Genomic DNA, 20,016 nt, shown 5'->3' with positions numbered 1-20,016 from the left:
TGAACCCCGAAAGGGGCCTGAAATCACGTTGGAAACGTCCAAAGCCATGAATTCCGGCTGAATTTGACCGTCATCGCGACATTCAAGCCCACGATAGCTGCTGGGTGTGCGTGAAGCGGTCATTGATCAGCAGCTCCCTAGTACATTGCGAGCCATATCCGATAGCGTATGGTGGTGGATTTTGGATTGATTGATTAACATAGTTAATAGCTCTTTCATATTGATCAAGGGTCAGCTCTTGTGGGGTGCTGGCAGATGTATACTCATGACGAGTATCGTCACGCACTTCGCCAGCGCTGTTTGGTGCCCCGGCATCCGTCGGATAAAATCCGAACCCGTACTTAACCCCGTTGGAGTCAGTTAAGACAATGAAGGTGTGAGGTATCCCAAATACCACATTGTTTCGGATTTCAATTGTTGGATTCTGCATATTTCCCCTTGATTAAATAACTAAGTTCCGGAGTGTCTCCAAAAAATCTTTTGGATTTGAGCTGCTCTTTTTTGCTTTTTGCAAAAAACTCCAAACTGATTTCTTTCATCTTATTATCGACCAATGATACAGCGCATGCAGACATTATCTCTGATGCTATGCCTCGGTCAACGGTGTTATATAGTGAAATTTCCAGACCATCGTCGGTTGATCTGAAAAGAACCATTTCTTTGTTGACGCAATTGGATGGGGATGAGCATAAGCTTTTCCTAATCAAAGCCTTCTCTATCTGAGATACCAGTACCTCACCAGCGTCTCTGAACTTAAGATTTTCTCCTGCGTGCGCTGACAATAGGTTTAGCGTCAGCAAAAATGAAAAAGCAATTTTTTTCATGGTTTCCTATGCGGTTTTGTGAATGCATTTACTCTATTCGAGTTCGAGGCAAAATTAGCACTCATTTTTAGAAACCTAAAATAGGTATGCATGAGCAGGGTCAAAGATCCAACTGCGTGGTATGCGTGGCGCTTTGACATTGATCATTGGAAAAAAAGAGAGCGCGTGTGCCGAAAACTAGCAAAAAAGCCACATGCGCTGTTGGCGCAAATAATGGCGCTACCAAATAACCACCGCCTGAACTTCAAAGCTTGCATTTGACGGCCATCAACGATGGCTATCAACATAGCCCTCTCGAATAGTTTTTGTGAGGCGCTGAGCAATGCCGTCTTCCGGATGTTTTTTTGTATACCCATGAAAGGATTCCAATGCTTTGCGTTTGTCGTTCAAAGCCAAATAAGCCAAATCCAACGTATAAGGCGCAGCATCCACACCCTGAGTCATGGCTTTTTCCAGGTATGGAATGGCGGCCTTTGGCCGAGAGGAACTGGCCAAAAATAAACCATATTCATAATTTCCTTGAGGGTGTTCTGGTTGATTCATCAACAATTGTTGAAAAGCGGCGTCTGCACGTTGGGCAGCGCCAGAAACATCCAGGTTATGCGCCATCGCATTCAACCTCCCAACGCTGAGTAAAAGTTCGGGCTGGACGCTGCCCGACGATGTCAGGATGTTCAGCATCCCCGACAGATTGCCGGCGTCCTGCGTCGCGCGCTGGCGCTCTTTGTCGTCTTTGAATTGAGTGGGGTAGGTGTGCGCATGGCGTGCCAAATCGCCAATGATGGCGTTCACGACACCCATGTCGAGCTGGCGCTTGCGGCCTTGAGGCCCCTCAACTGTGCGAACCACTTGCGTTAAATCGTGTTGCCCGTATGCCCAAACCTCAGGAGCGATCAACGCACCTATCAACGCGATGGCAGCAAGCGCGCGCTGAATGACCACTCTTTTCATGAAGGCTCCCTTTTTGCGACTCATGAAGGAGAGCTTGCCTGCCCACGAATGATGTGGAAATAGGACGTTCGTCCTATTCTCCAAAATCAGGCAGGTGCCTGGTCTGGCGCAAGGCCAGTGCCACGGCCTCTGCCCGAGTGCTCACCTCCAGCTTGGCGTACAGCTTTTCCAGCTGATTCCGGACGGTTGAAAGGCTTCGCTGCCGCAACTCAGCCATCTGCTGATTGCTTCGGCCAGCGGCCAACCATGTCAGCAACTCCCTCTCAATCGCCGTCAAGTCGTGCTGAGGGGCTCCCACCGGCTTGCTTTGGCAAAACACCTGAGAAAGCGCAATGTGCAGCAAAGGACACATCATGGCCAGGCGCTGGTTCAGCACGGCCCTGTCAAGGGCTGGATCGACCAAGGCAAAGCTGAAATAGCTGGCCATGTGATTGGTCAAATCAGACACACCATGCACCGCCAGTCGCCCCAAACCAAACGTTTGAATCTCAAACAGCTCACGCTCTGACAGAAGTTTGGCGTCTTGCTCAATGTCAATGATGACGGGCTTGCGGGTCTTGAGCCAGCGCGCGATGACAGGGCGTTCGCGAATGTTGATCACCGTGGGGATCTGCGCGAAAGCCCACTCCGGGTACCGGGAGGCAATGTGATGCCGAATCGTCAGGTGCTCAAAGGTGAATTCACCCTGGACCGCCAAGAGCATGCCGTGAGGCAAAAGCGGGGTCACGTGCTTGATCACCAGATCATTGAAGTCAACCTCGGTGGCCACGTTGACGGCCAATTCCGCAAAGCGTGCATAAAGCAAAGCTTCTGCAGGCGTCAAAGGGCTCTGGTTGGACGTGTTGGCCAGTTCATTCATGCAGCAACTCCCTTGCCGCTCAAACGGCTATGAGGCATTGTGCCGCGTTCTTTGACGACAATTGGCCGTTAACCGGATGCCAGGAATCGGAATCGGCCCTGCCGCCGCTGATCCAGTGGCCCTTGTTCACATTCTGGTTGGCCCGCACTGGCCTACTGGAGGCCAGTCGAGTAGGACCAAATCCTATTCATGTGCTTTGGAGGTCGCGATGCGACGGCTTGCGTGCGCTCTTGGCGCGTGATCGAGCGGTCGAAAGCTGGCTGCATCAGCAGGTAGGTCCAGCCTACGACGCGCTCAAGGCAGAGCCGTCCCGCGCCGTCACTGTTGACCAGGTGCGTGCCCGCCTTGCCGCCGAACATGCCAATGCGCGATGAGCTATCGCCTTGTCTTTCAGGAAACCGCCTTCATCCATGTCCGCTGTGTAGCGGTGGATGCGCTCAATGGCCTTTAAGACAATCGGGGACGCGCTGGGCCTTCGTTACACCGGCACCGCCTCGGAGAGAACCCGACTGCGGAGGGAGTCTGGCAGGGCCCTGGGGGTTAACACATCCACCGATGCGCCAAGAAGACGCTGAAGTTCCACTTGTATGGCCACGAGCTCGGTTCAAGTGCAATGCATCTGAAGGCTTCAAGCTCTTCTCCCGAAGAAATCCAATTTAACAACCCGAGACAAAAAGGTCGCTCAGGCCTGGCGAAAACACACTCAAATCCGGCCGAAATAATCCGCCGCGGCGGCAGGCTAAAGGCGCGTCAATGCCGGCGTCCAGAGCGCCCTCACCGGCAAACCCGCCCGCCTCAAAAAAACCGCGTACGCCACCACAATGGCCACGATGTAGCCCGTGCTGGACGAAATACCCGCCCCCAGCGCGCCAAAGCTCGGCACCAGAAACCACCCCAATCCAAAACTCACCGCCAACGACAACCCAGCGATGCCGCCCGACAAATGCGGACGCCCCAGGTGGTTGGTGTAAAACGCCGACAAGCTGGACGCCGCCGCGTAGGCCGCCACCCCCGGCAGCAGGGCCGCCAATGGCGCCACCGAATCCGCATAAGCCGGGCCCATCACCTCGGGCAGGGCCCAGGTGGCCAGCACCAGCAAAATCGGCGCGGCCAACACCGTGGCCAGCACATTGATGCGCACCGCCTGCACGGTCATGACCGAGGCCACGCGCACATCCGGATTGCCAATGCGCGAGTACGCCGACACCGTGATCGACTGTGACAACAGCCACAGCAACTCGGCCACCGTCACCGCCACCGAATAGGTGCCCACCGCGCCCAGCCCATGAAAGCGCTCTACCAGGAACAAGGAAGCCCGGTAGTTCAACAAACTGATCACATTGGTGACCCCGATGGTGGCCACGAAGCGCCAGTCGTCCCACCAGACGGGCGAGGGGGCGTCGGTGGTGATGGCTTCGTCGCGCCGGTGGGCATCGTTCAAGGCGTAGATGGCCGTCAACACCGCCACCAGCGATTTGCCGCTGACCCAGGCCATCAACACCACCAGCACCGTGGAGGTGTGCCGCTCAGTGCCCTGGCTGAACCACCAGGCCACGGCCAGGCCGCTCAGCACCGAGGCCGGCGCCGCCACCTGCGCGGCATTCAAAGGCCACATGCGGCCTTGCCCCAGCCACAAGCCCGTGGCCGTGGGCACCAGCAGCAAAAACGGCGCCGCCAGGGCCAGCAGCCACAACTGGGCATAGGGCATTTTGTCGGCCCACCACGACACCGCCAGCAACACACTTGAGGCCAGCAAACCCAAGCCCAGCGCCGCCCGCAGCACGCTGCGCAACATGGGCCGTGCGCGCACCGCCTGGCCAGCCTGCTGGCGCGACATCTGCCGGGCCAACCACAGGCCCAGTCCCGAGAACAAGGTCAGCAAGGCTGACTCAACCGCCACGAACAAGGCAAACGCGCCCTGCACCCGAGGCCCTTGCCGGGCTACCAGCACGGTGATGCCCAGGCCCAGGGCCACGATCAGCAGCTTGGCCAGCAGGTTGCCCAGCGCCGCCCGAGGCACGCTGGCCCAAGCATTTTTCAAAGCAGACAAAGCCGTCCCGCGCGATGGCTTGGTGGCCGGTGATTCCTGAATCGACATGGGTGGCATTGTCGCCCAGCCTCTGAGCGTGCTTTGTGTTGCCGTATTCCTTGCTTTCTTTATATTCGCCATTTGCAAACAGCGAATAAACTCGCACTGAAGCCCTGGCCAACGTCATGAACCACCTCAAAACCAATCCACAAATCGTGCTGCGGCCACAAGATCTGGTCGTGCTGCTCCGCTTGTCACTGCAAGACAAGTCAGCGCCGTCTTACGCTGCCTTGGCCGCTGAACTCAGCCTGACGGCGTCGGAAATTCACGCGGGCGTCGGCCGCGCCATGGCCGCGCAACTGGCTTACAAAGACGCTGAAGGCAAGCCCCGTGTCGCGCTGGAGGCCTTGCACTTGTTCGTCATACACGGTGCACGCTATTGTTTTCCGGCCACACGTGGCGAAATATCGCGGGGCATGCCCACCGGCTATGCCGCGCCACCGCTCAAAGAGCTGATCGTGCAGCCCAATGAGCCTGCGCCCGTTTGGCCCCACAAGACAGGCACGGTGCGCGGCGTGGCGTTTTACCCGCTCTATCCCACCGTGCCAGAAGCGGCGGCCCGCAGCGCGCCTTTGTACGAACTTTTGAGCTTGTTTGACGCCATCCGTGGCGGCAGCGCCCGCGAGCGCGCACTGGCCCTCACCTTGCTGGACACACGTTGGTCTTCATGAAAGCCGTGTTGAACCCCAACGACCCCAATGTCGCCTTGCTAGAGACCGTGGCGCGTTGCTTGGGCGAGGATCTGCGGCAGCGACTGGTCTTCGTCGGTGGGGCCATCACTGGCCTGTTGATCACCGACCCCGCCATGCCGAGCATTCGTCCAACCCAAGACGTGGACCTGATCGCCGAAGTGCTGGCACGCAGCGACTTTTACCAGTTAGAAGATCTACTGAAAACGCGGGGATTCACACCGGATCTGCGGCCTCAAGCGCCCATTTGCCGATGGCAAGTGGACCAGGTCACCGTCGATGTCATGCCTACACTGCCGGGCATCCTGGGCTTCACCAATCACTGGTATGAGTTGGCGGTGAGCACGGCCCAGCCTGTCACCTTGCCAAGCGGAACAGAGATCAATGTCGTTCGAGCGCCGGTGTTCGTTGCCACCAAGCTGGAAGCCTTTGCAGGCCGTGGCGGCGGCGACCATCTGTTCAGCCATGACCTGGGCGACCTTCTCAGCGTGGTGGATGGCCGCGATGCGCTGCTGGATGAATGCGCGCAGTCTCCGGAAAAACTTCAAACGTATCTGGCGCAATCGTTCGAATCCCTGCTCACCAAGCGTGCTTTCATGGAAGCGCTACCAGGACACTTGCCCAGCGACCATGCCAGCCAGGAACGCCTGCCTGATCTGAAAGCCAAGCTTTATCGCCTGGCTCAACGGGCAAATCCATGACGGCAAAGGCCAGCCGCTCATGTTTCATACAATCGCGGATTACGCCCGCATGCTTGCCAAGCCCAGACCCCATGACCACGCCCAACGCCCCCACCACCCCTGATGTCGCCCACGCCCAAGCCACCGAGGCCCCCGTGGACACCAACAAGCTGGTGGCCGAACGCCGCGAGAAGCTCGCCGCCATCCGGGCCCAAGGCATCGCCTTCCCCAACGATTTCAAGCCCACGCACCACGCCGCGCCTCTGCACGAGCAGCACGACCTGACCGAAGGCTCCGAGCTGGAAGCGCAAGCCATCCACGTCAAACTGGCCGGCCGCCTGATGCTCAAGCGGGTGATGGGCAAGGCCTGTTTCGGCACCTTGCAAGATGGCAGCGGCCGCATGCAGGCCTACATCACGCTGGACCTGGTGGGTGCCGATGCGCTGAACGCCTTCAAGCACTGGGACCTGGGCGACATCCTGGGCATTGAGGGCACGCTGTTCAAGACCAAGACCGGCGAGCTGTCGGTCAAGGCCAGCAGCATCCGCCTGCTGACCAAATCCCTGCGTCCCCTGCCGGACAAGTTCCATGGCATGACCGACCAGGAGATGAAGTACCGCCAGCGCTACGTTGACCTGATCATGGACGAGGCCTCGCGCACACGTTTCAAGGCCCGCAGCAATGCGATCGCGGCCATCCGCCAGTTCATGGTCGATCACCACTTCCTGGAAGTTGAAACGCCCATGCTGCACCCCATCCCCGGTGGTGCCAATGCCAAGCCTTTCACCACGCACCACAACGCGCTCGACCAGGAAATGTTCCTGCGCATCGCGCCTGAGCTTTACCTCAAGCGCCTGGTGGTGGGCGGCTTTGAGCGTGTGTTCGAGATCAACCGCAACTTCCGCAACGAAGGCGTGTCGGTTCGGCACAACCCCGAGTTCACGATGATGGAGTTCTACGCGGCCTATTGGGACCACCGCGATTTGATGGACTTCACCGAGCAGGTGCTGCGCCATGCCGCGCGCGCTGCCGCTGGCACCACACAACTGAGCTACGGCGGCCACCCGGTCGACCTAGAAGCCCCTTTTACCCGCCTGAGCGTGCGCGACTCGCTGGTGGCCCACGCCGGTATGACCGCTGCCGAGGCCGATGACGCCACGGTGCTGCGCGCCAAGCTCAAGGCCCATGGTGAAGAGCCGCCCGCCCACCGCAGCCTGGCCGAACTGCAGTTCGCGCTGTTCGAAGCCAAGGTTGAAGAAAAACTCTGGCAGCCCACCTTCATCATCGACTACCCAGTCGAGGTGTCGCCCTTGGCGCGCGCCTCGGACACCAACCCGGCCATCACCGAACGCTTCGAGCTGTTCATCACCGGCCGCGAGTTCGGCAACGGCTTCAGCGAATTGAATGACCCCGAAGAACAGGCCGCCCGCTTCGCCGCACAAGCCAGCGCCAAAGATGCCGGCGATGAAGAAGCCATGTACTTCGACGCCGACTACATCCGCGCGCTGGAACACGGCCTGCCGCCCACCGGCGGATGCGGCATCGGCATCGACCGCCTGATCATGTTGCTGACTGACGCGGCCAACATCCGCGACATCATCCTGTTCCCCGCTTTGCGCCGCGAAGCCTGACGCACCGAACGGCGTGATCCCCGCAAGCGCCGCCCCCTTCCCGTGGCGCTTGCCGGCACCACTGTTGAACAGTGCCAGCGTGGGACTGGGGTTGGCCGTCATCAAGGGGCTGTTGACCATGCGGCAGAGCACCGGGCAGACGCTGGGATCCTTGTTGGCACTGCAGGACTTATCCGGTGATCAGCTTCCGACACCCGCACCGGCTGGCGCAAACCGTGGCTGAAGCCCAAGCACTGGCCCACGTCGCCAAAGCCGTGAGCCAAGCCCGGGGCGACATTTAATCACTGGCATGCCAGCGGCGTCATCCGCTACCATCACTTCTCCCTGCCCACTCCCACCGCCCACGATGTCCAACCACCCTGCTGCGCCCAGCCATGGTCCCGTCGTCACACACCAGGGGGTCTGCAACCTCTGCGAGGCCATCTGCGGCCTGACCTTCCAGGTCCAGGGCGAACGCATCGTCTCCATCAAAGGCAACGACGCCGATCCGTTCTCACGCGGCCACATCTGCCCCAAGGCGGTGGCCCTGAAAGACGTGCACGAAGACCCCGACCGCCTGCGCCGCCCGGTGCGCCGCGTGGGCACTGAGTGGGTCGAGATCTCGTGGGACCAGGCCTTTGACCTGGTCGCGCGCAACCTGGCCGAGGTGCGCCAGCAGCATGGCGCCAACGCCGTGGGCATCTACCAAGGCAACCCCACCGTGCACAACTGGGGCAACATCACGCACAGCCCGATGTTTTTGGGGCAACTCAAAACGCGCAACCGCTTCTCGGCCACATCGGTGGACCAGTTGCCGCACCACCTCACGTCTTACTGGCTGTACGGGCACCAATTCCTGCTGCCCATCCCCGACATCGACCGCACGCAGTACATGATCATGCTGGGTGGCAACCCGCTGGCCTCCAACGGCAGCATCATGACCGTGCCCGATGTGCGCAAGCGTCTGAAGGCCCTGCAGGCGCGCGGCGGCAAACTGGTGGTGATTGACCCGCGCCGCACCGAAACCGCCGCCATCGCCGATGAGCACCTGGCCATCAAGCCCAGTGGTGATGCGGCCTTCTTGCTGTCGATGGTCCACGTGCTGCTGAATGAATCGCTGGCCAAGCCCGGCCATTTGCAAAGCTTGCTCACAGGCCTGGATGACTTGAAGCAAGCGGTGGCCGCCTTCACGCCCGAAGCCACGGCGGCCTCGTCGGGCATCGACGCCGACACCACACGGCGGTTGACGCGCGAGCTGGCCCAGGCCGAATCGGGCGTCTGCTATGGCCGCATGGGCGTGTCCACCCAGGTCAATGGCGTGGTCTGCCAATGGGCCATCCAGGTGATCAACATCCTGACCGGCAACCTCGACAAAGAGGGTGGCACCTTGGTCACCCACCCGGCCATCGACCTGGTCAGGACCGGCCTGATCGGCCCCGGCCACGTGGGGGCCTGGCACAGCCGCGTGCGCAAGGCGCCCGAGTTTGGTGGCGAGCTGCCCGTGGCTGTGCTGGCCGAAGAAATCCTCACGCCCGGCGCGGGACAGATCCGCGCCATGGTCACCTCGTGTGGCAACCCGGTGCTGTCCACGCCCAATGGCCAGCAACTGGACCGGGCCCTGTCGCAACTCGACTTCATGGTCTCGATCGATTTCTACATCAACGAGACCACGCGCCACGCTGACATCATCTTGCCGCCCACCTGCTTCGTCGAGCACGACCACTGCGACCTGATCTTCATGCACTTCGCGGTGCGCAACGTGGCCCGCTACAGCCCGGCCATCCTGCCCAAACCCGAGGGCACCCTGCATGACTGGGAAATCTACGCCGGCCTGGCCAAGCGCTACGCCCAGCATGCCTGGGCGCTGGAAAAAGGCAGTGCCTTGCAACGGGTGAAAGGCATGCTCACGCGCTCCGCCATGAGCCGCCTGCGGCCCGACCAGTTGCTAGCCCTGGGGCTGCGCAAAAGCGCCTACCCGCTGCGCATGAAGCAGTTGCGCCAAGCGCCGCAAGGCATTGACCTGGGGCCATTGCGGCCAGGCCTGGCGCAAGGCCTGAGCAAAAAGGGCCGCAGCATTGCCTTGCTGCCCAAGGCGATCGCGGATGAATTGCCCCAACTGGCCAACCGGATGGGCCACGACCGAGCCGACCCGAACGCCCTGACCCTGATCGGCCGGCGCGACGTGCGCAGCAACAACTCCTGGATGCACAACAGCGAGCGCCTGGTGTCCGGCAAGGCCCGCTGCGTGCTGTGGATGCACACCGACGATGCCGCCCAACGCGGCTTGAGCGAAGGCCAGACTGTGCAGATCACTTCCCGCGTGGGCAAGGTCGATGCCCCAGTCTTCATCACCCCGGACATCCGCCCCGGCGTGGTCAGCCTGCCGCACGGCTGGGGCCATGGCCGCCAGGGCGTCAAGCTGGGCGTGGCCTCTCAACACCCTGGCGTCAGCCTGAACGACCTGACCGACGACCAGTTGACCGACCGCATCAGCGGCAACGCGGCCCTCAACAGCCTGCGCGTGCACGTGAAGGCGGCTTGATGGACCTGGGCCACACCCCCGCCGACGCCATCGCCGCCACCGCCGCCCGCCTGGTGGTGGAAGAAGGCCTGGACTACGGCGCCGCCAAACGCCGCGCCGCCAAGCAACTGGGCCTGAGCAACCGAGGCGACCTGCCCGACAACGAGCTGATGGAAGCGGCCGTCTTTGAGTACCTGGCCGTGTTCTGCGCCGACACCCAACCGCAAGAGCTGGCCGCCCTGCGCCGCTTGGCCGCCATCTGGATGGAGCGCCTGCAAGAGTTTCGCCCCCACCTTTGCGGCGCCATCTGGCGCGGTACCGCCACCCGCCTGAACGATGTCCACCTGCAGCTGTATTGCGACGACTCCAAATCCGCCGAGATCGCCTTGCTCAACAAGGGCATGGACTACGATGTGGGCAGCGTGCCCGGCCCCCGGGGCGCCCTGGTCGATTGCCTGAGCTTGACCGTGGACTGCCCCGAACTGGGTGAGCCCATCGGTCTGCACCTGACCATCCTGGATTACGACGACCTGCGCGGCGCCCTCAAAGGCGACGCCAAGGGCAAAACCGATCGGGGCGACTTGAACGCCTTGCTTGCCTTGCCAGACACCACACCCACACCATGACCGCAGACTCATCCAGACAGAACACCCGCCGCGCCCTCCTGGCTGGCGTTGGCTTGGCCGCGGCCACCGGCGGCGGCTGGTGGGCGCTGGAGCATCAGGCAGCCACCGGTGCCAGCCCAACGCCCGCTGGCGACCCCCTGCCCACCGACTTCTGGACCAAACAATTCGACACCCTCAACGGCCCCGCCTTGGCCCTGTCCAGCCTGCAAGGCCGCCCACTGCTGATCAATTTTTGGGCGACGTGGTGCCCGCCCTGCGTCAAGGAGATGCCCGAAATTGACCACTTTCACCGCGAATTCAGCGGTCAGGGCTGGAACGTTCTGGGCCTGGCGGTCGACAGCCCCACCCCGGTCAAAGCTTTTTTGGCCAAAAAACCCGTGGCTTTTCAGATCGGCCTGGCCGGATTTGGCGGCACTGAACTGGCCCAGGAACTGGGCAACAGCGTCGGTGGCCTTCCCTTTTCCGTCATGATCGACGCCCAGGGCGGGATCCGCCAGCGCAAGATGGGCGCCACCAGTTTTGACGAGCTGGCCGCCTGGGCCAAAGCCTTCGTCGCCTGATGCTTTGGCGGACTCAACCCGCCCGGTCAAGGGGGATCCAGGGTTTTGAAGCCAATTGCGCGTAAAATACGTTTACTTTCATTTTCTTGACTGCAGGCTCACCCCCTAAGTCAACGACGCATGCAGATTCTTGTTCTCCATGGTCCCAATCTGAACCTGCTGGGCACACGTGAGCCCCAGGTCTACGGGACCACCACCCTGGAGCAGATCAACACAGGCTTGAGCCAACACGCCGCCGCTCGCGGTGCGTCGTTGTCGGCCTTTCAAAGCAACCACGAAGGTGCGCTGATCGACCGGGTGCACGCTGCCCGCCAGGACGGCACCCAATTCATCGTCATCAACCCGGGCGCCTACACCCACACCAGCGTGGCCCTGCGCGACGCTTTGGCTGGCGTGGGCCTGCCCTTCATTGAGGTGCACCTGTCCAATGTGCACCGGCGCGAACCCTTTCGCCACCACTCCTATTTTTCCGACATCGCCGAAGGCGTCATCGTCGGGCTGGGCGTGTTGGGCTACCAGTTGGCCGTTGACGCGGCCCTGGAACGCCTGAGCGCCCCTCCTCGCGGCTGAGCGACAAGCCCCGCACCCCATCCCTGAGCTTTTGCTCGACCGACTTGCTGGAGATCGCAGATCATGGACTTGCGCAAACTGAAAACCCTCATTGACCTCGTCTCGGAGTCCAATGTCTCCGAGCTGGAAATCACCGAGGCCGATGGCAAAGTCCGCATCGTGAAAGCCGGCGCCGCCCCCGTGGTGATGATGCAACCCATGCAGGTGCAGCAACAGCCAATGGCGGCCCCCGCCGTGGCCGCCGCGCCTGTGGTGGCCGAAGTGCCGGAAGAGACCGGCCACGTCGTCAAGTCGCCCATGGTCGGCACCTACTACCGCTCCTCCAGCCCGGGCGCCAAGGCCTTTGCCGAAGTGGGCGACCAGGTCAAGGCCGGCGAGCCGATCTGCATCATCGAAGCCATGAAGATCATGAACGAGATCGAGACCGACGTGGCCGGCACCGTCACCAAGATCCTGGTGGAAAACGGCCAGCCGGTGGAATACGGCCAACCCTTGTTCGTCATCGAATAAGGCGGCTCCCATGTTCAAGAAAATCCTCATCGCCAATCGAGGCGAGATCGCCCTGCGGATTCAAAGAGCGTGCCGCGAGATGGGCATCAAGTCGGTCGTGGTCTATTCCGAGGCCGACCGCGAAGCCAAGTACGTCAAGCTGGCCGACGAGTCCGTGTGCATCGGTCCGGCCGCCTCGGCGCAGAGCTACCTGCACATGCCGTCGATCATCTCGGCCGCTGAAGTGACCGACGCCGAGGCCATCCACCCCGGTTACGGCTTTTTGTCCGAGAACGCCGACTTCGCCGAGCGGGTCGAGCAAAGCGGTTTCGTCTTCATCGGCCCCACCCCTGAATGCATCCGCATCATGGGCGACAAGGTCTCGGCCAAGCAGGCCATGATCAAGTCGGGCGTGCCCTGCGTGCCCGGCTCCGAAGGCGCCCTGCCCGACGACCCCAAGGAAATCATCCGCATCGCGCGGGCCGTTGGCTACCCCGTCATCATCAAGGCGTCGGGCGGTGGCGGTGGACGCGGCATGCGCGTGGTCCACACCGAGGCTGCGCTGATCCACGCGGTGCAGACCACCAAGGCCGAAGCTGGCGCCGCTTTCGGCAACCCGGCGGTCTACCTGGAAAAGTTCCTGGAGCACCCGCGCCACATCGAAATCCAGATCATGGCCGACACGTTCAAGAACGCGGTCTGGCTGGGTGAGCGCGATTGCTCCATGCAACGTCGCCACCAAAAGATCATCGAAGAGGCGCCGGCACCCGGCATTCCCCGCCGCGCCATCGAGAAGATCGGTGACCGCTGCGCCGCCGCTTGCAAGAAGATCGGCTACCGGGGCGCGGGCACCTTCGAGTTCCTGTACGAGAACGGCGAGTTCTATTTCATCGAGATGAACACGCGCGTGCAGGTCGAGCACCCCGTCACCGAATGGGTCACCGGCATCGACATCGTGCAGATGCAGATCCGCGTGGCGGCTGGCGAGAAGCTGCCCTTCGTGCAAAAGCAGATCCAGATGCGCGGCCACGCCATCGAGTGCCGCATCAACGCGGAAGATCCGGTCAAGTTCGTGCCCTCGCCGGGCCGCATCACCACCTGGCACCCGCCCGGTGGCCCTGGCGTGCGCGTCGATTCGCACATTTACGCGGGCTACTTTGTGCCGCCCAACTACGACTCGATGATCGGCAAGATCATCGTGCACGGCGACACGCGCGAGCAGGCTTTGGCCCGCATGCGCACGGCCTTGTCCGAGACCGTGATCGAAGGCATCCAGACCAACATCCCGCTGCACCGCGAGTTGATGGTCGATGCCAAGTTCGTTGAGGGCAGCACCGACATCCATTACCTTGAACACTGGATGGCGGCGCGCAAGCAGCGCTGACCTTGTCCCGCAGAAAAGTAGCACACCATGCATGAACTCACCCTGCTGGCCTTTGAAGCCCAGGTCGACACCCTCAGCGATGCCTTGATGGAGCTCGAAGCGCTGTCGGTCTCGGTCGAAGACACCGACGCCGACACCGAGCAAGAAGTTGCCCTGTGGGGCGAGCCCGGCATGCCCGTGCCGCGCGCAGCCTGGCAGCGCTCCACCATCAAGTCGCTGTTCCCGGATGAAGCGCAGGCGCTGGAAGCCGTGACCCTGATCCTGGCGCAGGACTGGGCCACCGACATCCACGTGCAAGGCATTCAAGGGGTCGAGGATCAGGATTGGGTGCGCCTGACGCAATCGCAGTTCGCGCCTGTGCCGGTCACCGACACCTTCTGGATCGTGCCCACCTGGCATGAGGTGCCTGCCGCCGCCAAGACCGTGATCCGCCTGGACCCGGGCCTGGCCTTTGGCACCGGCACGCACCCGACCACGCGCATGTGCCTGAAGTGGATCGCCCGCAACGAGGCTGCGCTGACAGGCCAACGCGTGCTGGACTACGGCTGCGGCTCGGGCATCCTGGCCATTGGCGCGGCCCTGCATGGCGCGGCCATCGTTGACGCGGTCGACATTGACCCGGCCGCTGTGGAGTCAACCCTGGCCAATGCCGAGGTCAACCTGAAGAACGTGGGCACCCAGCTCAACACCGGCTTGCCTGACCTGGTGGGCGAGGCACAAGCGGCCTACCCCGTGGTGCTGGCCAACATCCTGGCCACGCCGCTCAAGCTGCTCTCGCCTTTGCTGTCGGGCCACGTGGCACCTGGCGGTCACCTCGTCATGGCCGGCATCCTGGCGCGCCAGGAAGACGAATTGAAGGCGGCTTACGGCGCCGTCGGTCTGCAGCTGAGCGTGGCCGATCAAGACGATGGCTGGATCCTGATGACGGCGCAAAAGGCCCCCTGAATTGGCGTGGATTCGCCCCGGCTTCGTCAGCGCGGTCGGCTTGTACTCGGGCATTGCGCAGCGCACCCCCACCCTGCTTCTGACCGCCGAGAGCGACTCGCTGGCCAACAGCTGGTCCACCCCTTACTACGCGAGCCTGGACACCCGCCTGCCCGCCGCCAAGATCGAACTGGTCGGTCTGGGCCACCTGTCCTTGTGGACCACGTCCAGCCAGGCCTCACAAGGCAAGGTGGCCAAGTACGTCACCGCCTGGATCAAGCGTTTCGTGGATGAAAACACCCGCTACACCAGCTTCGTCAGCACGCAAGGTGCGGACATGTCGGCATTCGCCAGCCACGGCGGTTATTGATTCACAAGGGCTAACCGGGGTCGGAACACCCCTCGGCTCATGGCATCATCCAGCGCCATGAGCCTGGCCACCCGATGCACCCACTGCGGCACGATCTTCAAGGTCGTGCAAGACCAATTAAAGGTCTCCGAAGGCTGGGTGCGTTGTGGCCGCTGCAACGAGGTCTTCAACGCCCTGCCCGGCCTGTTCGACCTGGACCGCGACCCACCGCCCCAGCGGCCAGCCTCAGCACCACCGCGCCCGCCTGAGCCGCCAGCCGCGTTCACGCCGCCGCCTTCGGAGCCGGTGGTCGACAGCCAGGACTCGACCTGGCCCAGCACCGCGCCCGCGCCGCACATCGAGCAAAACGACTTCGCGCTGGACCAGACCCGGCCACACGCCCCCCTGGACGACCTGCTGTCGGCCACCGACTTCGAGCTGGACACCTCGGTGGCCATGCCCGGCCAAGCCGAGCCACCCCCACCGTCGTTCGAGGCCTACGCGCCCACGCCGCCCGCGCCCTTCTACGCGCCGCAGCCCGAAGCACCCAGCCAGCCTGAGTTTCTGCCCAGCAACCTGCCGGTGACCGACGAGTCCGACGCGCTCGATTCGCGCTACCTGATGCCTTCGGAGACCGACCGACCGCAGCGCCGCCGTCGCCGCCGGGGCCCCGACTTTGCCGATGCACAGTTCCCGACCGACGCGGCCGGCGAGATCCAGGATGATTGGGCTTCTGACTTCGGCCCCTCGTCGACGCCCTACCTTGACGAGCCAACACCCGCGCCCGTGGCGCCAACCTTGGCGGCCAAACCTTCGGCCATCGCCGCACCTGAAACCCCCTCCGAGGAAGAGCATGCGCCCTCCCGCCTGAGCGAAGACTTCGTGCCCGAGCAGGCGCTCAAGCCGCCCAGCCAACGCAAAGGCCGCCCCGGCACGCGCGGCCGCGACCCCGCCGCCAAGACCCCCGAGTTCCTGCGCCGCGCTCAGCGCCGCGCGTTCTGGCGCCACCCCGCCACCCGCACCGTGCTCTCGCTGATCAGCCTGGCCCTGGTGGCCACGCTGGCCTTGCAAACCGCCCACCAGTTCCGCAACACCCTGGCCGCCCACTACCCCGAATCCCGGCCCTACCTGGCGCAATGGTGCGAGGCCATGGACTGCAAGATCGAAGCGCCCTTGCACATCGACAGCCTGCAGGTGGAAAGCGCCACGCTGGTGCGCACCAGCTCCGAAGGCGAGGGCACTTACCGCCTGCTAGTGGTCGTGCACAACCGCGCGCCCATCGGCCTGGCCTGGCCCGACGTGGACCTGACCTTGACCGACACCAATGGCGCCATCGTGGCCCGCCGCGCCTTCTCGCCGCGCGACGCCCAGTGGCTGGACAGCACCGACACCAAGGCCGATCCTGACACGGCCACCGGCCCACTGCCCACGGCCGCCCCGGCCGACCGCAGCACCACCTTGCAGTGGCGCCTTCAGGCGCCTAACCTGAAACTGGCGGGTTACACCGCCGAGCTCTTTTACCCCTGAGGATTTTTCAAACATGTCCGTTCTGATTTGCGGCTCGCTGGCCTTTGACACCATCAGCACCTTTGACGGCCGCTTCGCGCAGCAGATCCTGCCCGACCAGCTGCACATCCTGAATGTGTCCTTCCTGGTACCCACGCTCAAGCGCGAGTTCGGCGGCGTGGCCGGCAACATCGCCTATGGCCTGCACCAGTTGGGCGGTGAGCCTTTGGTCATGGCCGCGTTGGGCGTCGATGGCGCCCCCTACCGCGAGCGCATGCAGCAATGGGGCATCAGCCTGGAGCACGTGCTCACGGTGACCGAGAGCCACACTGCCCAGGCCATCATCATCACCGACAAGGACAACAACCAGATCACGGCCTTCCACCCCGGCGCCATGCAGTTCGCCGCGCAGTTGAAGATCACCGCCGATCCCAAGGTGCAACTGGCCATCATCGGCCCCGATGGCCGCGACGCCATGATCCAACACGCCGAGCAATTGGCCGCTGCCAAGATCCCCTTCGTGTTCGACCCGGGCCAGGGCCTGCCCATGTTCGACGGCGATGACCTCAAGCGTTTTGTCTCGCAAGCCAGCTGGGTTGCCGTCAACGACTACGAAGGCAAGATGCTGGCCGACCGCACGGGCCAAAGCCTGGCCGAGATCTCCAAGTCGCACCTCAAGGGCCTGATCGAGACGCTGGGTGCTGAAGGCTGCAACGTTTACATCCAGGGCGAGATCACGCACGTGCCGGGCGTCAAGGCCGCTGCCGTGGTCGACCCGACCGGCTGTGGCGATGCCTTCCGTGGCGGCCTGCTGTTCGGGCTGTCCAATGGCTGGGACCTCCTCAAGTCTGTGGCGCTGGCCAACCGCATGGGCTCGCTCAAGATCGCCGTGTCGGGCCCGCAAAACTACACGGTGGACCGCGCAGCGCTGTTGGCCGGCTGACCGTTCGGCACCCGTTCGACCAGAGGGCGCCCGCTAGAGGCGCCCCTGCAAAAAAATTCAGAGGAATGAACACCATGTCTTACCTGTCGAGCCGCCGCGCGCTCAGCGTGATGGCGGCCCTTGCGTCCGCCTTGAGTTTGCTCAGCGCCTGCTCTCAGACCAGCGCCGCCCAAGGCGATGCCCTGCGCCTGGCCACCTGGAACATGGAGTGGCTGCTCACCCCCGCCGACCGCGCCGAGCTGGGCAGCCGCTGCTTGCGCCAGCAACCCCGCAGCGATGAACACGCTTTGCCCTGCACCCCGGGCAAAGCCCAACCGCCCACACGCACCCAGGCCGACTTTGACGCCTTGGCGCACACCGCCGAGCAATTGCGGGACACGGTCAAGGCCGATGCCGTGGCCTTGCAGGAAGTCGATGGCGCCGTGGCCGCCCGGCAGGTGTTCCGCCAAGGCTGGAAGCTGGACTGCTTCGTCAACCGCGCCCACCCGCAAAAGGTTGGCTTTGCGATCCGCGAAGGCACGCCTTACCGCTGCAATGGCGACCTGAGCGCGCTGGATGTGGATGGCGGCACCCGCGCCGGCGCCGACATCACCCTCTTCCCCGGCACGGCACGCGAAGTTCGCCTGCTTGCCGTGCACTTGAAAAGCGGCTGCTTCGACGGCAAGCTGGACCGCCAGTTCGCCCCCTGCCAGAAACTGCGCCAGCAAGTGCCCGTGCTTGAGCGCTGGGTCGACGAGCGCGTGCGCGAGGGCAAAGCCTTCGCCATCCTGGGTGACTTCAATCGCCACCTGGACAAAGACTCACGCTACCCCGCCGGGCCGGACGAATCCCAGCCCTTCAATCTGTTCAACGCCTTGAGCGACAACGAGCCAGCCGGGGCCTTGCTGGTGCGCGCCACCGAGGGTGCCGGCAGCATCCCCTGCAGTGCCGATGACCGCCACAAGGGCTACATCGACGACATCCTTGTCAGCGAGAAGCTGGCTGCCCGCGCAGCGCAAAAGCAGTTCACCCGTTTGGCCTTTGCCCCTGAAGACCAGGGGCGTTTGCTGTCGGATCACTGTCCGGTGGTCTACAGCTTGACTGGGTTGGGGCGCTGAGGCGGTAGTACCGTTCGAAACTAGGTGCGCTTTTGCTGGGAAGCGCTTGAATCAGGCCTTGCCCTGGCTCGCCACCGCAGCTGCCGCCTTGGCGATCGAATCCGCATCGCCCAGGTAGTAATGCTTGATCGGCTTCAGATCAGCGTCCAGCTCATACACCAGCGGGATGCCGTTGGGGATGTTCACGCCCACGATGTCGTCATCACCGATGTTGTCCAGGTACTTGACCAAAGCGCGGATGCTGTTGCCGTGCGCCGCCACCACGATGCGCTTGCCCGCCTTGATGGCCGGGGCCATGGCCTCGTTCCAGAAGGGCAGCACGCGCTCCACGGTGTCTTTCAGGCATTCGGTCAGCGGGATCTGCTCGGGCTTGAGCTTGCTGTAGCGGATGTCCTGGCGCTGACCGCGCGGGTCATTGGCCTCCAACGCAGGCGGGGGCGTGTCATAGCTGCGGCGCCACACCAGCACCTGCTCGTCGCCATACTGCTTGGCGGTTTCGCCCTTGTTCAGGCCTTGCAGGCCGCCATAGTGGCGCTCGTTCAGGCGCCAGGAGTTGACGACCGGCAACCAGGGGCGGTCCATCTCGTCCAGCGTGTGCCACAGGGTGTGGATGGCGCGCTTGAGCACCGAGGTGTAGGCCACGTCGAATTCGTAGCCCTCGGCGGACAACAACCGCCCGGCCTGTTTGGCCTGTTCGACGCCCGTGGGCGTCAGGTCCACATCGGTCCAGCCGGTGAAACGATTTTCGAGGTTCCAGGTGGATTCGCCATGGCGAATCAGCACAAGCTTGTACATGGCTTCAAGTCCGGTCGCGTAAAGAGAGTCATAGATTATAAAATCCCATGTTTGCTACCCACACGAAAGATTTTCCATGAGCTATCTGCTTGAGAACTGGTACTGGCTTGTCGCAGCCTTGGCCTCCGGGGGCCTGCTCTTGTGGCCCCAGATCAAGGGTGGGGTCAACGCGGGCTTGACCCCCGCCAATGCGGTGCACCTCATCAACCGCGAAAAAGCCCAGGTGATCGACGTGTGCGACGCGGCCGAATTCGCCGCTGGCCACGTGGTGGGCGCCAAGAACATCCCCCTGGACACCCTGACCGACAAAGTCAAAGGCTTGCCCGGCAACAAAACGACGCCGCTGGTCGTGGTGTGCGCCACTGGCGCGCGCAGCACCAAGGCCGTGGCCCAGCTCAAAACCATGGGCTACGACAAAGCCCAGGTGCTGGCCGGCGGCCTGAAAGCCTGGCGCGAAGCCAACCTGCCGGTCGAAAAAACGGCCTGATGCCACACAAGGGGCGCCCGGTGGGTGCCCCCACAGGGGTAACGGTCATGCCAGGCGCAGGAC

20 protein-coding genes and 1 pseudogene are annotated in these 20,016 nt (G+C 62.8%); 16 read left to right on the top strand and 5 right to left on the bottom strand.

The window, feature by feature from the left end; translation table 11 throughout:
- Window positions 1-410: 410 nt before the first annotated feature.
- The 3 genes from H7225_RS14310 to H7225_RS14300 all read right to left on the bottom strand — a co-directional run bounded on the left by H7225_RS14310 (window position 411) and on the right by H7225_RS14300 (window position 2,634).
- A complete protein-coding gene (locus H7225_RS14310) occupies window positions 411-824 on the bottom strand; it encodes a hypothetical protein (RefSeq protein ID WP_290662958.1) in 414 nt (137 codons plus the stop codon).
- A 267-nt stretch (window positions 825-1,091) separates the two neighbouring features.
- Entirely contained in the window at window positions 1,092-1,799 is a 708-nt protein-coding gene (locus H7225_RS14305) for a tetratricopeptide repeat protein (RefSeq protein WP_290662956.1), read from the bottom strand.
- 49 nt (window positions 1,800-1,848) lie between these two features.
- A complete protein-coding gene (locus H7225_RS14300; RefSeq protein WP_290662954.1) occupies window positions 1,849-2,634 on the bottom strand; it encodes a LuxR C-terminal-related transcriptional regulator in 786 nt (261 codons plus the stop codon).
- Window positions 2,635-2,846: 212 nt separating this feature from the next.
- Between H7225_RS14300 and H7225_RS14295 the strand changes: the two are divergent.
- A pseudogene (locus H7225_RS14295) lies at window positions 2,847-3,008 on the top strand (type II toxin-antitoxin system ParD family antitoxin); the annotation flags it as partial.
- A gap of 365 nt (window positions 3,009-3,373) precedes the next feature.
- On the opposite strand, the gene H7225_RS14285 reads toward H7225_RS14295, so the two are convergent.
- The gene (locus tag H7225_RS14285) at window positions 3,374-4,732 is read right to left on the bottom strand and encodes a polysaccharide biosynthesis C-terminal domain-containing protein (protein WP_290662952.1); all 1,359 of its coding nucleotides are present in this window, start codon (window positions 4,730-4,732) and stop codon (window positions 3,374-3,376) included.
- A 116-nt stretch (window positions 4,733-4,848) separates the two neighbouring features.
- On the opposite strand from H7225_RS14285, the gene H7225_RS14280 reads away from it, so the two are divergent.
- The 14 genes from H7225_RS14280 to H7225_RS14215 all read left to right on the top strand — a co-directional run bounded on the left by H7225_RS14280 (window position 4,849) and on the right by H7225_RS14215 (window position 18,671).
- Window positions 4,849-5,394 (top strand): hypothetical protein, encoded by a 546-nt coding sequence (locus H7225_RS14280; protein ID WP_290662950.1) that lies wholly within the window; start codon window positions 4,849-4,851, stop codon window positions 5,392-5,394.
- Complete coding sequence (locus H7225_RS14275) at window positions 5,391-6,113, top strand: hypothetical protein (protein WP_290662949.1); 723 nt, start codon at window positions 5,391-5,393, stop codon at window positions 6,111-6,113. Before H7225_RS14280 ends, H7225_RS14275 begins: the two co-directional genes overlap by 4 nt.
- A gap of 71 nt (window positions 6,114-6,184) precedes the next feature.
- On the top strand, window positions 6,185-7,723 hold the full coding sequence (gene lysS / locus H7225_RS14270; protein WP_290662947.1) for a lysine--tRNA ligase: 1,539 nt from the start codon (window positions 6,185-6,187) through the stop codon (window positions 7,721-7,723).
- Between the two features lie 346 nt (window positions 7,724-8,069).
- Complete coding sequence (locus H7225_RS14265; protein ID WP_290662945.1) at window positions 8,070-10,244, top strand: molybdopterin-dependent oxidoreductase; 2,175 nt, start codon at window positions 8,070-8,072, stop codon at window positions 10,242-10,244.
- Window positions 10,244-10,849: a hypothetical protein gene (locus H7225_RS14260; protein ID WP_290662943.1), complete on the top strand. Its 606-nt coding sequence runs from the start codon at window positions 10,244-10,246 to the stop codon at window positions 10,847-10,849. The genes H7225_RS14265 and H7225_RS14260 overlap by 1 nt, the downstream gene beginning before the upstream one ends.
- The gene (locus H7225_RS14255; protein ID WP_290662941.1) at window positions 10,846-11,409 is read left to right on the top strand and encodes a redoxin family protein; all 564 of its coding nucleotides are present in this window, start codon (window positions 10,846-10,848) and stop codon (window positions 11,407-11,409) included. The genes H7225_RS14260 and H7225_RS14255 overlap by 4 nt, the downstream gene beginning before the upstream one ends.
- 120 nt (window positions 11,410-11,529) lie before the next feature.
- A complete protein-coding gene (aroQ, locus tag H7225_RS14250; RefSeq protein WP_290662939.1) occupies window positions 11,530-11,979 on the top strand; it encodes a type II 3-dehydroquinate dehydratase in 450 nt (149 codons plus the stop codon).
- Between the two features lie 63 nt (window positions 11,980-12,042).
- Window positions 12,043-12,489: an acetyl-CoA carboxylase biotin carboxyl carrier protein gene (gene accB, locus H7225_RS14245; RefSeq protein WP_290662937.1), complete on the top strand. Its 447-nt coding sequence runs from the start codon at window positions 12,043-12,045 to the stop codon at window positions 12,487-12,489.
- 10 nt (window positions 12,490-12,499) lie between these two features.
- The gene (accC, locus tag H7225_RS14240; RefSeq protein ID WP_290662935.1) at window positions 12,500-13,852 is read left to right on the top strand and encodes an acetyl-CoA carboxylase biotin carboxylase subunit; all 1,353 of its coding nucleotides are present in this window, start codon (window positions 12,500-12,502) and stop codon (window positions 13,850-13,852) included.
- Window positions 13,853-13,879: 27 nt separating this feature from the next.
- Complete coding sequence (gene prmA, locus H7225_RS14235) at window positions 13,880-14,797, top strand: 50S ribosomal protein L11 methyltransferase (protein ID WP_290662933.1); 918 nt, start codon at window positions 13,880-13,882, stop codon at window positions 14,795-14,797.
- A 1-nt stretch (window position 14,798) separates the two neighbouring features.
- On the top strand, window positions 14,799-15,146 hold the full coding sequence (locus H7225_RS14230) for a hypothetical protein (RefSeq protein ID WP_290662931.1): 348 nt from the start codon (window positions 14,799-14,801) through the stop codon (window positions 15,144-15,146).
- Between the two features lie 39 nt (window positions 15,147-15,185).
- The gene (locus H7225_RS14225; protein ID WP_290662929.1) at window positions 15,186-16,652 is read left to right on the top strand and encodes a DUF3426 domain-containing protein; all 1,467 of its coding nucleotides are present in this window, start codon (window positions 15,186-15,188) and stop codon (window positions 16,650-16,652) included.
- Window positions 16,653-16,665: 13 nt separating this feature from the next.
- Window positions 16,666-17,574: a carbohydrate kinase family protein gene (locus tag H7225_RS14220; protein ID WP_290662927.1), complete on the top strand. Its 909-nt coding sequence runs from the start codon at window positions 16,666-16,668 to the stop codon at window positions 17,572-17,574.
- A gap of 74 nt (window positions 17,575-17,648) precedes the next feature.
- A complete protein-coding gene (locus H7225_RS14215; RefSeq protein WP_290662925.1) occupies window positions 17,649-18,671 on the top strand; it encodes an endonuclease/exonuclease/phosphatase family protein in 1,023 nt (340 codons plus the stop codon).
- Between the two features lie 51 nt (window positions 18,672-18,722).
- Here H7225_RS14215 and gpmA read toward each other — a convergent pair whose 3' ends face one another.
- Window positions 18,723-19,466: a 2,3-diphosphoglycerate-dependent phosphoglycerate mutase gene (gene gpmA / locus H7225_RS14210; protein WP_290662923.1), complete on the bottom strand. Its 744-nt coding sequence runs from the start codon at window positions 19,464-19,466 to the stop codon at window positions 18,723-18,725.
- 76 nt (window positions 19,467-19,542) lie between these two features.
- Between gpmA and H7225_RS14205 the strand changes: the two genes are divergently transcribed.
- Window positions 19,543-19,953, top strand: a complete 411-nt coding sequence (locus tag H7225_RS14205; protein ID WP_290662921.1) for a rhodanese-like domain-containing protein — start codon at window positions 19,543-19,545, stop codon at window positions 19,951-19,953.
- Window positions 19,954-20,016: the final 63 nt, after the last annotated feature.

The organism is Aquabacterium sp. (genome assembly GCF_014378415.1).
Taxonomy (GTDB): domain Bacteria; phylum Pseudomonadota; class Gammaproteobacteria; order Burkholderiales; family Burkholderiaceae_C; genus Aquabacterium.
Note: the sequence above shows the minus strand (reverse complement) of the source record. Positions and strands in the feature narration are given on the sequence as shown.

What these genes read in the sequence shown, in the direction of transcription:
- H7225_RS14225 (WP_290662929.1), top strand. Translation starts at nt 15,186, where the DNA reads ATGGCATCATCCAGCGCCATGAGCCTGGCCACCCGATGCACCCACTGC.
- lysS (WP_290662947.1), top strand. Translation starts at nt 6,185, where the DNA reads ATGACCACGCCCAACGCCCCCACCACCCCTGATGTCGCCCACGCCCAA.
- H7225_RS14215 (WP_290662925.1), top strand. Translation starts at nt 17,649, where the DNA reads ATGTCTTACCTGTCGAGCCGCCGCGCGCTCAGCGTGATGGCGGCCCTT.
- accB (WP_290662937.1), top strand. Translation starts at nt 12,043, where the DNA reads ATGGACTTGCGCAAACTGAAAACCCTCATTGACCTCGTCTCGGAGTCC.
- H7225_RS14310 (WP_290662958.1), bottom strand. Translation starts at nt 824, where the DNA reads ATGAAAAAAATTGCTTTTTCATTTTTGCTGACGCTAAACCTATTGTCA.
- aroQ (WP_290662939.1), top strand. Translation starts at nt 11,530, where the DNA reads ATGCAGATTCTTGTTCTCCATGGTCCCAATCTGAACCTGCTGGGCACA.
- gpmA (WP_290662923.1), bottom strand. Translation starts at nt 19,466, where the DNA reads ATGTACAAGCTTGTGCTGATTCGCCATGGCGAATCCACCTGGAACCTC.
- H7225_RS14285 (WP_290662952.1), bottom strand. Translation starts at nt 4,732, where the DNA reads ATGTCGATTCAGGAATCACCGGCCACCAAGCCATCGCGCGGGACGGCT.
- H7225_RS14220 (WP_290662927.1), top strand. Translation starts at nt 16,666, where the DNA reads ATGTCCGTTCTGATTTGCGGCTCGCTGGCCTTTGACACCATCAGCACC.
- H7225_RS14255 (WP_290662941.1), top strand. Translation starts at nt 10,846, where the DNA reads ATGACCGCAGACTCATCCAGACAGAACACCCGCCGCGCCCTCCTGGCT.
- prmA (WP_290662933.1), top strand. Translation starts at nt 13,880, where the DNA reads ATGCATGAACTCACCCTGCTGGCCTTTGAAGCCCAGGTCGACACCCTC.
- H7225_RS14300 (WP_290662954.1), bottom strand. Translation starts at nt 2,634, where the DNA reads ATGAATGAACTGGCCAACACGTCCAACCAGAGCCCTTTGACGCCTGCA.
- H7225_RS14305 (WP_290662956.1), bottom strand. Translation starts at nt 1,799, where the DNA reads ATGAGTCGCAAAAAGGGAGCCTTCATGAAAAGAGTGGTCATTCAGCGC.
- H7225_RS14205 (WP_290662921.1), top strand. Translation starts at nt 19,543, where the DNA reads ATGAGCTATCTGCTTGAGAACTGGTACTGGCTTGTCGCAGCCTTGGCC.
- accC (WP_290662935.1), top strand. Translation starts at nt 12,500, where the DNA reads ATGTTCAAGAAAATCCTCATCGCCAATCGAGGCGAGATCGCCCTGCGG.
- H7225_RS14260 (WP_290662943.1), top strand. Translation starts at nt 10,244, where the DNA reads ATGGACCTGGGCCACACCCCCGCCGACGCCATCGCCGCCACCGCCGCC.
- H7225_RS14280 (WP_290662950.1), top strand. Translation starts at nt 4,849, where the DNA reads ATGAACCACCTCAAAACCAATCCACAAATCGTGCTGCGGCCACAAGAT.
- H7225_RS14265 (WP_290662945.1), top strand. Translation starts at nt 8,070, where the DNA reads ATGTCCAACCACCCTGCTGCGCCCAGCCATGGTCCCGTCGTCACACAC.
- H7225_RS14275 (WP_290662949.1), top strand. Translation starts at nt 5,391, where the DNA reads ATGAAAGCCGTGTTGAACCCCAACGACCCCAATGTCGCCTTGCTAGAG.